Source organism: Nocardia sp. NPDC127526 (assembly GCF_042672265.1).
Taxonomy (GTDB): Bacteria; Actinomycetota; Actinomycetes; order Mycobacteriales; family Mycobacteriaceae; genus Nocardia.
Genome location: NZ_JBHXVO010000027.1, coordinates 41,857 through 54,685 on the forward strand (window position 1 = coordinate 41,857; position 12,829 = coordinate 54,685).

At 66.9% G+C, this 12,829-nt stretch carries 13 protein-coding genes; 6 read left to right on the forward strand and 7 right to left on the reverse strand.

The annotated features are described in order from the left end of the window. Positions 1-4: 4 nt before the first annotated feature. Positions 5-892 (reverse strand): ABC transporter permease, encoded by an 888-nt coding sequence (locus ACFVIV_RS31030; RefSeq protein ID WP_379202431.1) that lies wholly within the window; start codon positions 890-892, stop codon positions 5-7. Further along, complete coding sequence (locus tag ACFVIV_RS31035) at positions 882-1,712, reverse strand: ABC transporter ATP-binding protein (protein WP_379202433.1); 831 nt, start codon at positions 1,710-1,712, stop codon at positions 882-884. The genes ACFVIV_RS31030 and ACFVIV_RS31035 overlap by 11 nt, the downstream gene beginning before the upstream one ends. A gap of 160 nt (positions 1,713-1,872) precedes the next feature. On the opposite strand from ACFVIV_RS31035, the gene ACFVIV_RS31040 reads away from it, so the two are divergent. The 3 genes from ACFVIV_RS31040 (at position 1,873) to ACFVIV_RS31050 (ending at position 4,781) form a co-directional block, all read left to right on the forward strand. After that, a complete protein-coding gene (locus ACFVIV_RS31040; protein WP_379202435.1) occupies positions 1,873-3,576 on the forward strand; it encodes an ATP-binding protein in 1,704 nt (567 codons plus the stop codon). After that, a complete protein-coding gene (locus tag ACFVIV_RS31045; protein WP_379202436.1) occupies positions 3,558-4,238 on the forward strand; it encodes a response regulator in 681 nt (226 codons plus the stop codon). Before ACFVIV_RS31040 ends, ACFVIV_RS31045 begins: the two co-directional genes overlap by 19 nt. A gap of 150 nt (positions 4,239-4,388) precedes the next feature. After that, positions 4,389-4,781 (forward strand): VOC family protein, encoded by a 393-nt coding sequence (locus tag ACFVIV_RS31050; protein WP_379202523.1) that lies wholly within the window; start codon positions 4,389-4,391, stop codon positions 4,779-4,781. A 92-nt stretch (positions 4,782-4,873) separates the two neighbouring features. Here ACFVIV_RS31050 and ACFVIV_RS31055 read toward each other — a convergent pair whose 3' ends face one another. Beyond that, on the reverse strand, positions 4,874-5,485 hold the full coding sequence (locus tag ACFVIV_RS31055) for a class I SAM-dependent methyltransferase (protein WP_379202437.1): 612 nt from the start codon (positions 5,483-5,485) through the stop codon (positions 4,874-4,876). A 39-nt stretch (positions 5,486-5,524) separates the two neighbouring features. Then, entirely contained in the window at positions 5,525-6,907 is a 1,383-nt protein-coding gene (locus ACFVIV_RS31060; protein ID WP_379202438.1) for an alpha/beta hydrolase family protein, read from the reverse strand. Positions 6,908-7,118: 211 nt separating this feature from the next. Here ACFVIV_RS31060 and ACFVIV_RS31065 point away from each other — a divergent pair, with 211 nt between their 5' ends. Together ACFVIV_RS31065 and arr are read left to right on the forward strand one after the other, a co-directional pair. Further along, positions 7,119-8,369, forward strand: coding sequence for a serine hydrolase domain-containing protein (locus ACFVIV_RS31065; RefSeq protein WP_379202440.1), 1,251 nt, complete (start codon positions 7,119-7,121; stop codon positions 8,367-8,369). A 159-nt stretch (positions 8,370-8,528) separates the two neighbouring features. Continuing rightward, positions 8,529-8,942, forward strand: coding sequence for an NAD(+)--rifampin ADP-ribosyltransferase (gene arr / locus ACFVIV_RS31070; RefSeq protein WP_379202525.1), 414 nt, complete (start codon positions 8,529-8,531; stop codon positions 8,940-8,942). Positions 8,943-9,330: 388 nt separating this feature from the next. Here the strand turns inward: arr and ACFVIV_RS31075 are convergent, their stop codons facing one another. The 3 genes from ACFVIV_RS31075 to ACFVIV_RS31085 all read right to left on the reverse strand — a co-directional run bounded on the left by ACFVIV_RS31075 (position 9,331) and on the right by ACFVIV_RS31085 (position 11,558). Beyond that, positions 9,331-9,723, reverse strand: a complete 393-nt coding sequence (locus tag ACFVIV_RS31075; protein ID WP_379202442.1) for a hypothetical protein — start codon at positions 9,721-9,723, stop codon at positions 9,331-9,333. A gap of 244 nt (positions 9,724-9,967) precedes the next feature. Then, positions 9,968-10,579, reverse strand: a complete 612-nt coding sequence (locus tag ACFVIV_RS31080; protein WP_379202444.1) for a hypothetical protein — start codon at positions 10,577-10,579, stop codon at positions 9,968-9,970. Between the two features lie 37 nt (positions 10,580-10,616). Beyond that, a complete protein-coding gene (locus tag ACFVIV_RS31085) occupies positions 10,617-11,558 on the reverse strand; it encodes a hypothetical protein (protein ID WP_379202446.1) in 942 nt (313 codons plus the stop codon). Positions 11,559-11,891: 333 nt separating this feature from the next. Here ACFVIV_RS31085 and ACFVIV_RS31090 point away from each other — a divergent pair, with 333 nt between their 5' ends. Continuing rightward, positions 11,892-12,818: an NmrA/HSCARG family protein gene (locus ACFVIV_RS31090; protein WP_379202448.1), complete on the forward strand. Its 927-nt coding sequence runs from the start codon at positions 11,892-11,894 to the stop codon at positions 12,816-12,818. Positions 12,819-12,829: the final 11 nt, after the last annotated feature.

Here is a 12,829-nt window from a genome sequence, read left to right on the forward strand (position 1 = left end):
CGCCTCACATCCCGTGCCCGGCGGAGGCCTGCGAGGGCCGCCACTTCAGCAGCCGGTTCTCGGCCATGCCGATGATCCACTCGGCGATCAGCGCCACCGCGGTGATGATGATCATGCCCGCGTAGATGCCGGCCGCGTCGAAAGTGCCCTGCGAATTCGAGATGAGCAGGCCCAAACCCTTGCTGGCGCCGGCGTATTCACCGACCACCGCGCCGATGAGCGCGAAACCGAAGGCGGTGTGCAGGCTGGACAGAATCCAAGTGGTGGCCGAGGGCAGCACGATGGAGGTCAGCACCTGGCGGCGGCTGGCGCCCAGGATGCGCGCATTGTTGATGACATTGCCGTCCACCTCACGCGCGCCGGTGAAGGCGTTGAAGAACACCGCGAAGAACACCAGCACCACCACGGTCGCCACCTTGGAGCTCAGCCCCAGGCCGAACCAGATGATGAACAGCGAGGCCAGCACGATACGCGGAACCGCGTTGAGCGCCTTGATGAACGGGGCCAGCACATCGGCCCAGTAGCGGCTGCGGCCCAGCAGCACGCCCAGCACCACACCGGCCACGGTGCCGATGGCGAAGCCGAGCACGGCCTCCTGCACGGTGGTGTACAGCTGCAGCCAGATGGAACCGAATTGCGTTCCCTCGGTGAACCATTCGACCAGCCGATCCCAGATCAGCGAGGGCTTGGAGTAGAAGAACGGATCGATCCACAGGCTGGCGGTGAGCTCCCAGGAGCCCAGCCACAGCGCCACCAGCAGGGCGCGCAGCCCCCAGGTGCGGGCCTTGGCGCGGCGGGCGGAGGTGCGCACCCGCGCCAGGATCTGCTCCTCGGTCTCGGCCACGAATTCCGGTGCGGGCTCGGCGATCCTGGGCATGACATCAAGCGACACGGGCCGCTCCCTTCGTGCGAGCCGCCTCGACCTGATCGCGCAGCGTTTCCCAGATTTCCTTGTAGAGGTCGCGGAATTCCTCGGTGAGCCGGACCTCCTCGACATTGCGCGGCCGGTCCAGGGTCACCCGGAAATCGCCGCACACGGTGGCCGGGCTCGCGGTCATGACGACCACGCGATCGGCCAGCGCGATGGCCTCCTCCAGATCGTGGGTCACGAAGATGACCGCCGACCCGGTGCCCGACCACACCCGTAGCAGCTCGTCTTGCATGAGCTGGCGGGTCTGTACGTCGAGCGCGCTGAACGGCTCGTCCATGAGCAGGATCTCCGGCTCGTTCACCAGGGTCTGCGCCAGCGCCACGCGCTTGCGCATGCCGCCGGAGAGCTGATGGGGGTAGTAGCCCTCGAACCCGGCCAATCCGACCTTGGCCACCCACGCCGCGGCGCGCTCGCGAGCCTGCTTCTTGGCGACGCCGGTGAAGGCCGGTCCCAGCGCCACATTGTCGAGCACGGTCTTCCACGGCAGCACGGCATCCTGCTGGAACATGTAGCCGATGCCGTCCGGGATGCCGCGCACATCGGCGCCGCGCACCAGGGTGCGTCCGGCCGAGGCGGGCTCGAGCCCGGAGACGAGCGACAGCGTGGTGGACTTGCCGCAGCCGGTGGGGCCGACGACGGCGACGAACTCGCCGGGCGCGACCGTGAAGTTCAGGTCGCGCACCGCGGTGTGCACGCCGCCGTTGGTGCCGGGAAAGCGCTTGGTGGCGCCCCTCAATTCGATCAACGGCGCGCCGTTGCGTTCGATGAGCGGATTGGTCATTTCTAGCTCCTGTGTCCTGCCGCACTTGTGGGCATGGAAGCGAATGTAGGTGGCTCGGGTCACACCGGACCGAGTTGTGTGCGCTACCCGCACAAGAGGCAATTCGGACGTTTTGCGCGTTCTGCTCAGGGGTTGCGGGGCATTGTCTAGACTGTGGCCCGTGTTCTCGCTAGGCCCCCGTTCCGTCCGGCTCCGGACCCAGATCGTGCTGTTGCAGATCGGCGTGGTGGGCCTGACACTGGGCTTGGCCTTCGGGGTATTCGCCTATGTCAGCAATCAGCGGCTCTCCGATGAATACGGGCAGCGGGCGCTGGCCATCGCGCGCACGGTGGCCTCGGATCCGGAAGTCCGGGTCGAGGTCGCGCGCTATGCGGCGATGTCGCCGCAACCGGGACCGGACTGGGAGCGGGAGCTCGCGGACGGGTCGTTGCAGCGCATCGCCGATGAGGCGCGGTTGCGGACGGGTGCGTTGTTCGTGGTCATCACCGATGACGCGGGACTGCGGCTCGCGCATCCGGACCGGGACCGCCTGGGCGAGATGGTCAGCACCGATCCCTCGCGCGTGCTGGCGGGCTCGGAGGTGGTGATCCGCGAGCACGGCACGCTCGGCGAATCGGTGCGCGCCAAAGTGCCGGTACTGGCGCCGGATACCGGCGATACCGGCCGCGTGGTCGGTGAGGTGAGCGTCGGCATCTCCACCACGGCCGTGCGCGAGCAACTGCTCGGCGATCTGCGCAAGGCGGGTCTGTTCGTCGTCGGCGCACTGCTGGCGGGCATTGCCGCCTCGGTATTGCTGGCTCGTCGCTGGCACGGCCTGACGCTCGGCCTCGAGCCGTCCGAATTGGCGGAGCTCGTGCGGGAACAGGACGCCGTGCTGCACGGTATCGGCGAGGGCGTGGTCGCCGTCGACGCCCGCTGGCGGGTCACCGTCGTCAACGACGAGGCCCGCCGGCTGCTCGGCATCGACCCGGGCAATGGCGATGCCGTCGACGGAATCGGGCTCACCCCACGGGTATTGGAGGCCTTCCGCACCGCCGACGGCCTGCCCGTGCAGGCCGCGGTCGGCGACCGCATCGTGGTCCTCACCGCCCGCACCGTGACGCGCGAGGGCCGCCCGCTCGGGGCGGTGCTCAGCGTGCGCGACCGCACCGATGTGGAATCCCTGACCCGCCAGCTGGATGCGGTCCGCTCCATGAGCACCGTGCTGCGCGCCCAGCGGCACGAGTTCGCCAACCGGCTGCACCTGCTCAGCGGCCTGCTGCACACCGGCCGCCCGGAGGAGGCGGCCCGCTATCTCGACGGCCTGCTCGGCTCCGGCCCGCTGGGTGCGGCCATGCCGGGCGTGGACGCCATCCGCGACCCCTACCTGCAGGCGTTTCTGGCGGCCAAGGCCGCGCACGCCCGCGAGAACGGGGTCCAGCTACGCCTCGGACCGAATACCTGGGTCGACGGGAATCTCGTTGCCCCGGTGGACGTCACGACCGTGCTGGGCAACCTCCTGGACAATGCCATCGACGCCGCCCGCGCCGACGAGGCCGCCGAGCAGAGGATCGTGGAAGTGGAGCTGGTCGAGGAGGGCGATACGCTGCACATCGCCGTGGCCGACAGCGGTGGCGGAGTACCGCCGGAATTGGCGGATTCGATATTCACCGAGGGCGTGTCCACCCGCCCCGACCGCGGTGTGCCGGGCGGCCGCGGCGTCGGCCTGGCATTGTCACGTCAGGTGGCGCGCGCCCTGGGCGGCGATGTCCGGCTGGCCGATCCCGGGCGCGGCCCCGAGTTCGCATTGAAAGGCGCGGAATTCATTGCCCGCCTGCCGTGTGTGTTGAAGGAAGGTGAATCGGCGTGGGCCGAGGAGATCTGAACGTCCTGGTCGTCGACGACGATTTCCGGGTGGCGAATCTGCATGCCGGAATCGTCTCGGCCCTGCCGGGATTCGCCATCGGCGCGACCGCGAACACCCTGGCCGCGGCCCGCGAGGCGATTGCCGCCGGCGCCTTCGACCTGGCCCTGGTCGACGTCTACCTCCCCGACGGCTCCGGCGTCGACCTGGTCCGCGAGATCCGCTTCGACGCCATGATGCTCACCGCCGCGACCGAATCCGAGACCGTCCGCGCGGCCGTATCCGCCGGCGCCCTCGCCTACCTGGTCAAACCCTTCGACCACGCCGCCCTCGCCGCCCGCCTGGCGGGCTACGCGCGCTACCGCCGCATCCTGTCGTCCCCCGAGGTCTCCGCCGCCGAGGTCGAGTCCGCGCTGGCGGCCCTGCGCCCCGCCGCCCCCTCCGGCGGCCCGTCCGCCCCGTCCACCGCGGCCGCCCTGTCCCCGACGAAAGATCTTGTCCTGCAAGCCGTCCGCAGCTCCACCGCGCCCATGTCCGCGGCCCAGGTGTCGGCGGCCATCGGCATCTCCCGCGCCACCGCCCAGCGCTACCTGGCCGCCCTCGTGGCCACCGGCGGCCTGCGCATGCAACTGCGCTACGGCTCCACCGGCCGCCCGGAACAGGAGTACTCCGCACCGCGCTGACCAGGGCGATGCGGCGTCGATGTGGCCTCTGGCACAAGGGACTTGGCGAAGCCGGCGATACTTGGCTAACTTCGAATGCGTGGCGGTGCTCCTGTCGGCCGACTTGTACCGGTCCAGGGTCGGGACCGCCACGAGCACAGGAGAAATCCAATCACTATTCAGTTCAACCACACCATTGTCGGATGCAAGGACAACCGGGAATCCGCCGAATTCTGGGGCGACATTCTCGGATTGGAAATGGGAGATCAATGGGGGCCGTTCATTCCGATCGCGGTAGGCAACGGCGTCACCTTCGATCTCGCTACGGTGCCCCCGGATCTGCCGGGTGACATTCAACCGCAGCATTACGCATTCCTGGTCTCGGAGGACGAATTCGATTCGGCCTACACGAAGATTCGGGAGCGCGGGCTCACCTACTGGGCCGATCCGCGCAAGCAGGGCGTCAACGAGATCAACCACAATGATGGCGGTCGCGGAATCTACTTCGAGGATCCCAGCGGTCACTACATGGAGCTGATCACCGTCCCGTACGGCGGTTGGTAGCCCCAACTCTCGGGGGCTCTCAGGGGCTGCGCCCCGAACCCCTGGAAACACCCGCGCCCGCTGCGTATTTCATGCAGCGGGCGCTGCGTTGTTCAGGCGGAGACCGCGACGCCCCGGGTCAACGAGGCCATGGTCTTCGGCCATTGGTAGAACCGGTCGATCTCGCGAATCTCGAAGCCCGCGCCCTCGACCAGCCCGCGAATATCGCGATTCAGATGACAGCCGCCGGCGAACCGCTTCTGCACGGGATTGAACCGGTGCTGCCAGACCTGCACCTTCGGGTCCGGCGCGAGCCCGTGTTCGACGAAGTGAAAAGTGCCGCCGGGCACCAGCACTCGCCGCACCTCCGCCAGGGCCGCTTCGACATCGGGAATGGTGCACAGCGTCCAGGTGGACAGCGCCGAGTCGAAGCTGTTGTCCTCGAACGGCAGCGACTGCCCGTCCAGACCGGCCCGTTCGACCGGGACCGTGGCGGTCGCGAGCCGCCCGGCGGCCATCTGCCAGCCCAGATCGGCGGGCTCGACCGCGCTCACGGTTTTCACCCCCTCCGGGTAGAACGGCACATTGCGCCCGGATCCGAAGCCGATTTCGACCACGCGGCCGTGCAGTCCGGCACAGGTCTGCTCCCGGACCGGGTCGAGATACTTCGACCCGCACGTCAGATCGACGATCCGGGGTAGCACCCGGTCTTCGTAAATTCCCACCCCACCACTCTCCCAGCGGAAACCGGTGCGCGCCACGATCTAGCGCGGCGGGGCGACTCGGGTCAGCCACGCTGTGAGGTAGCCGAGAACCTGCGGGTCGATGGTGGTGTCGATGGTGGCGTATTCGTCGGGCAGCCCGGTGTCGGCGGCCTGGAACAGGTGGTTGAGGCCGTCGAAGACGTGCACGGTGGCATCGGGGGCGGCGGCCAGCAGGGTGCGCATGGGGCCCTCGTTCTGGGCGACCGGCACCTGAATGTCTTTGCCGCCGAATACCGCGAGCACCGGAATCCGCAGCGCGGACAGCGCCGGCGCCGGATCGTAGACGACCAGGGACGCCATGTACTGGGTCACCAGGGCGTCCACCGCCTCCTTGGGCGCGCGCTGTTCGGCGGGCAGGTTCTCATTGTGGTGATGCGCGAACCGGCGGGCCTCCTCCAAATCCCCGATGCGGAAGATATTGGACAGCCCGGACAGGAAACCGATCTCGCTGGACACCTCCTGAGGCGTCGCGCCCTCCGCGGCCAGCATGAGTTCGGTCTGCTCGAGCAGCACGTCCGAGCCCGTCACCGCGGGCCCGGCCAGCAGGATCACGAAGGCGATTCCGCTGTCGGGTCGCGTGGCCGCCAGCGGCGCGAGATATCCGCCCTCGCTGTGCCCGAGCAAACCGATGTGTTTGCCGTCGATCTCCGAGCGGCTCCGCAGGAAGCTCACGCCGGCGGCGATATCGTCGGTCAGATCCTGATAGGTGGAGTGGTCGAGATTGCCCCCGGTGCCGCCCACCCCGCGATCATCGGCGCGCAGCACGGCGTACCCGGCGCGGGTGAACACGTCCGCGAGCAGCAGAAACGGCTTGTGGCCCAGCAGATTCTCATTGCGGTCCTGCGGCCCGCTGCCGGTGACCAGCACGACGGCCGGATGCGGTCCGGGCGTCTGCGGCAGGGTCAGCGTGCCCGCGACGGTGATCTCCCCGCTGCGATAGCTGACGTCCTCGGAGCGGTACGGGAAGGGCGGCTGCGGTTCCTGCGGCCGCGGCGGGGTCGGCACCCGCCCGGGTGTCAGCGTGAGCGGCGCCTGCTTCCCGAATTGGGTGAACTCGCCGGTGATGCGGTTCGAACCCGCGTCGTAGCTGCCCTGGAAGGATGGGTCCCCGTCGACCTCGGGGATCGCCCAGGCCACCAGATTCCGATCGGTCTGCACGTCGGCGAGCGGCAGCGTCATGACGTGCTGCGCCGGAATGTCGATGGTGCCCCGGCGGTCATTGGTGAAGTTGACGCCCACCGCCAGCCGGTTGTCCGGCATCTCGATGGTGCCGTGCCAATCCCCGGTGACACGCGGCGCCGGCTCCGGCCGGGACTGCGAACATCCCGGCACGAAGGCGATGACGACCAGCAGAGCCAGCAGCAGCGACCGCAGCGCGCGCATAAACCCAGGGTACGCACCGACCCCGCGGGCCGGACTCGATCCGCGCGCCCGGCCCGCAGGCGCCGGATCGCCCCGTCGTGATCACGACATCGCTGGTCCAGGTCACATGTCCATCACCCTTCGGACACTCGAAATAACCTCTGAGGCAAAGGAAATAACTGTCTGATCCGGTCATTGCCGGGCCTTGGTATCCGCTCGTACCGTGGTGAGGGTGAGCAATGTCGCTTCCTCCCCGGGACTCTCGGGCCTGCCCACCGGTGTGGGCGGGTACGCGGTCGACGGATTCGGTCCGCTGGTACGAACTTTCGCGCGCCTGGTCGGCGGGCATCCCGGAGGTGGGGGAGCGCTCACGGTGCTCCGGCACGGCGAACCGCTCGTCGAGATCCGGGTCGGCGACTGCGCGCCCGGCCGGGAATGGGGGCCGGACACCGGATCCATCGTCTTCTCGGCCACCAAGGGCATTGCCGCCACGGTGATCCACCGGCTCGCCGATCGCGGATTGATCGACTACGACGCGCCCGTCGCCGCCTACTGGCCGGAATTCGCGGCCAATGGCAAGGAGCGGATCACGGTGCGGCAGCTGCTCTCGCACCGCGCGGGCCTGTCCGGGCTGCCGCCCATCGCCCGCGGCATCGACGACGTGCTCGACCACCGCCTCATGGAGGAGCGCCTCGCGGCCGCGAAACCCGATCACCTGCTGGGCATTCCGACCTATCACGCATTGACCTTCGGCTGGCTGCTGGCCGGCCTCGCCCGCGCCGTCACCGGCCGCGGCATGGGCGAACTGTTCCGCACCGAGATCGCCGAACCCCTCGGCACGGATGGCATTCACCTGGGCGCCCCGCCGGTCGGCAGCACGACCACCGCCGCCATCCTGCTCGGCAACCGTCTCGCCCCGGTCGGCACCACCTATGTGTCGCTGGTGCTGGGCCGCGCCTACGGTTTCCCCGGCGCTCCCGGTGCGGCCGCGCGCGCCCTGTTCCTGCCCGGCCTGGACGCCTTCCTGGAGGGCGACATCCCGCCGATCCTCGCCACCGAACTCCCCGCCGGCAACGGCGTCTGCACCGCCACCGGCCTGGCCACCCTCTACAGCCCGCTGGCCAACGAAGGCATGATCGCCGGCCGCCGCTTCCTCTCCCCGTGCACCGTCAAGGCCATGCGCAGAATCGAGTCCTACCGCCTCGACCACGCCCTGTTCTACATCCCCATGCTCTGGCACATGGGCTACCACTCACTCCCGATGCCCGGCGCCCGCACCGGCTTCGGCCACATCGGCATGGGCGGTTCCTTTGGCTGGGCCGACCCCGGAACCGGCATCTCCGTCGGATTCGTACACAACCGACTGGGCATCGGTTCGATCGGATCCGATCAGCTGGCGTCAGCGTGGGTGCTGCCGCTGGTGGTGCGGGGCGCACGCGCCGCGCACCGCACCACCACACGCACCGACCGCCGCGCGGCCTGACGCGCCTCAGCGCGGAATCTGCAGAACCAGGACCAGGTGAGGTTCCACTACTCGCCCCCCGACCTCTACCTTCAGGATATGACACAGGCCGGGGCTTGCGGCAAGACCCGGGCCATGCGGCAGAATCGCTCGTCCCACCAGGCAGAGGAAAGGATTCATGTGTCCGGAAAGCTCGATGATGGACCGTTCTTCCACGGCACGATCGCGGATCTGCGCGTGGGCGAGTTCCTCACCGCGGGCCGCCCATCCAACTACCGTCCCGAGATCGTGATGAACCACATCTATTTCACCGCGCTCGTCGATGGGGCCGGCCTCGCCGCGGAGATTGCCGCAGAACTCTCGGAGGGCGACGCGATTCCGCGGGTATACGCGGTAGAGCCGACCGGGCCGTTCGAGAATGACCCGAACGTGACCGACAAGAAGTTTCCGGGTAACCCGACCCGGTCGTACCGCAGTAGCGCCCCGCTGCGCATCGTTGGCGAGATCACCGACTGGACGCGCCTCACACCCGAACAGCTGCAGACCTGGCGAGATCGGCTGTCGACCGTTGTGCGTGGCGAAATCCTGAATTGACGATAACCCGCGACCCGGAGGCCTTACCCGCAAGCGTGACTGCCCCTGCACCCACGGCACCACTCAAGCCGGTGATGATGGCGGTGCCACCGGCCATGCCGAGACCACCTGCAGCGAGAGAACCGCCGCCGATCGCGGCCAGGCCCGCGGACGTTGCCACCGCGCCCGAATAGCCGAGAACAAGCGCTCCGTATGCTCCTCCGATTACTGGTGCGGCGAGACCCCCGGTCAGGACCCCGAGTCCGAGGCCGGCCCCGGCGAGGAGCGCGTACTTGCTCCAGTTGCTCGCCTTCGACAGCTTTTGATCGCGTCCTTGTATGCGGTTTCCACCGCATGGAGGTCTTCGGGATGCAGCCGATCCATCGATCTATGAGCTGCGATGAGAACCTCAGCGCGAACAGCCTTGTCCCACTTGCCCTCCACCCACGGCTCGAAGCCGTACAAGTCGATGAGCAGAAGCAGAGCTCGTGACCTTTCTCACCACTACCGAGAAGATCTCTGGTCCAACGGATTCGAGCGCCTCAAGATTCGGAGACTCGTCCTCCGCCAAGATCTGGTTGACCGCCTCGGCAACAGCGGGGGACCAGTCTTCCTGCTTACGCTGCATGATGGCCGCAACCGCCCTGTCGCGGAAGGCATTGCGGACTTCGCGCTTGGACGGAAGGTACTTGCCATTCGAGGCGGCGATGTCGCGCTGCATCATTCGGTATTGCCACACCGTGAGGATGAAATCCTCATCGGGAGAGAGCTCGAGCTTCTTCTGCACCTGCACCGCGTCCATGCGCTCGACACTAGCGATATTGCCCGACAGGAAATAGCGATTCCGACCCCGAGCATCACACCCGCTCGGGACATGAGGGCCAGCGGCTGGCGTTCCGTTGCCGGGCACAGGGACTCAACGAACGTGGTGGGCTGGATTCGGGAGTCGGCGAGGTCGCAGATGAAACGGCGGCGATCGTCGGCGGCCTCGCGGTCGGCGGCCGTCTCGGTCATGTTCAGTGCCTGCGTCCGTTGCCTCAGGTGGGCTATGCACGTCCGGCGACTCGAAGACCTGACACGAATGAGCGAGCCTCGACCTCGCTGACCTCCACCATGAAATCCGGGAAACTATCACCAGGGTTGAAATAGGCGCTCAGGATTTGGCTGGGCACCCACCCCTCGCTGGCAAGGAAATGCTCCGTCGCACCATTCTGTTGATAGCGAACGATGGTCGAGGGCTGTTCGAGGTCTTGTTCCGTGCGCTCGACGTCGAAGTAGTCGACGTGCGCCATCCACGGGTATACCGCCCAATACCGTGTACGCGCAGGCGCATCGTGTTCTATGTCGGCGGCTACCGACTCTGTCACAGGTATCAGCCAATACTTCGGTGTGGCCCGATACCAGCAGCCGTCCGGCACCGAGAAGTACTGTTCGTTCCCGTCGGTCGATCGCCACAGCCGCGGCCAACGCTTATTCGTCGGGGCAGTCGGCTCGACGCCGTACATATACCGATCATCCATCATCACTCCATGCTGTGTCGTAAGTAAATCGCCCTGATCTCCGCAATTGAGAGTGGAATCGCACACGTCGGCTAACAGGGTGGGGCTCAGTCGTTTCTTTGGTGCCCTGGCCGGTTCGATCAGCGCGACCAGCGGCATGTGAGCGCATTGCAGCGAGCACCACCGCAAATCCGGGCTAGCTGTTCACCTCGCTCTGTTCAGTGGCGCGGGCGAGACCGAGCTCATCAGGAAGGTAGTACAGACTGTGGCCGGTCTCGCAGAAGGCCGAGAATCTCAGATCTTGCGGTGAGTCGATCCCGTAAACATCGCGCAATGTCGCCATGGCGCGTCGCGCTGCCCCGCGAAGGTTGGGTTCAGCTCCGGCGGTAGCGGCCGGAGCTTGCCAGTTCGGGTAGCTGCCATCAGGCGGGCGCCAGCCGAGATCGATCATCCTGGTATTGAACTGGTCCGCATCCAGACCGGCGAGGTCTTGGGAAACGGCATCGGCAAACAGCCTACCGTCGCGTACATGCATGAACTGCACAACCATCGGGGATTTGTCCGTCGAAAGAATCAATCCGGTTTCGGGAGGCAGGGTGTGCAACGTCCAATCGAGTCGATCGACGAAATCCGCCCATCTCGTGCACCGAGCCGCCGCGCCGCACTCGGTCGGGCGATCGGACTGTAGCCGATAGTGGTTGTACAGCGGGCCCTCATCGCTCCAAAGACGGATCCTCAAGTGCTCCAAACGCATACCGAGCCCATAGTGCATCGCCTCCACCAGTGGCAGGGTGACCTGCATGCGGTCGTCCGCGTCAGTGAACTGATGCGCCCACCCAGATGTCCAATCAGGGTAGTGATCCCGGTACCGCCAGGACGAACCGGGGTGGCCCAAGATATCGGCGATACGCCAGAGCTCCGCAGTGTCTTGAGGAACAGGGATGGTGATTACGACCTCGTCGTAGTTCCGGATCGAGAACCGTACGTAGCGACCTGTTTTGCGGTCTCTGACCTCGATGTAGAGCTCTGTCCACGGATCGTTTTCGTAGCTTTCGGCCAGCTCCTCGAGAATCGCCTCGATCTGCTCCTCATGAAACTTGACCATTTCCTTGGCAAGCTCGGCCCAACTCTCGACCATCAAACCCTCCCAGCTCGTGCTGGGCACAGCCTATTTGGCGGGTGATCGTGTCAAACAATGAGATGTCACCCCGGCCAGCTCGGCGACTTCCTACGCGGCGCAGGCCGGGCGTGCAGCGGCCGGATTCCAGGTCCGGTGTCAAACCCACGTCCCGCGGCCGTAATTCGGCATGCCACGCGCAGGAAGGCCGCCAGTTCGGCGCGCTGTTGCTGGCCCATCGTCATCCTCCGGCTGGGTAGCACCATTGCTACCAGGACCGGGGCCGTCGGGCTCCGTAGCGTTCTTCTCAGCAGGTGATCGAACGAAATCACCACCACACGAGGAGAATTCACAATGAGTACCACCAAAGGGCCGATCTTGGTAATCGGCCCGACCGGCCAGCAGGGCCGCGCCGTCGCCCACCATCTCCTGGCCCGCGGCCGGGAGGTCAACGCCTTCGTTCGCAATCCGGAATCCGCGGCGGCACAGGCACTGCGCGCCGCCGGAGCCACCCTCGTCACCGGCGACCTCGACGACATCGATTCGGTGCACCGCGCGATGAAGGACTCCTACGGCGTTTTCCTGATGCTCACCATGATGTCCGGGGTCAATATCACCGAGGAGGGCATCGCCGCCGAGAAGCGCCGCGGCGCAGCGGCTCTCGAAGTCGCCGCCGAGGTCGGCATCGAGCACCTGGTGTACAGCTCGCTGCAGGGTGCGGGTCAGGACTCCGGCGTGCCCTACTACAGCGCCAAGGAGCTGCTCGAGGAGCGCATCGCGACTCTGGGCCTGCCCGCCACCGTGCTGCGGCCGGTGTTCTTCATGGAGAACTTCGCCGCGTTCAACCGCCCCATGGTCGCCCCCGACGGGCAGTTGCTGGTGAATCTCGCTGTCCGAGCGGATGTCCCGGTGAACCTCATCTCCACCGACGACATCGGAGCCTTCGCCGCCCTGGCCTTCGACCGGCCCGGTGACTATCGGGGCCGCACTCTCGGCATTGCCGGTGATCGGCTGCTGCCCCCGCAGATCGCCGAACTCTTCGGCGCCGCAGCCGGTTTGCCCGCTCGCAGCAATCAGGTTCCCATCGAACAGGTCCGTGCCTTCGACGAGCAAGTGGCGAAGATGTTCGAGTTCTTCAACTCCCACCCGGACGATTCCATCGACATCCCCGGCCTGCGCGCCGTCTACCCGGATCTGATGGACCTCCGCGCCTGGCTGCACACGTCCGCGGCCGCCGCGGAACTGGTTCACCAGCTCCGCGGCGGCCCGGCAGCGGTGTGAGCGATGGGCGC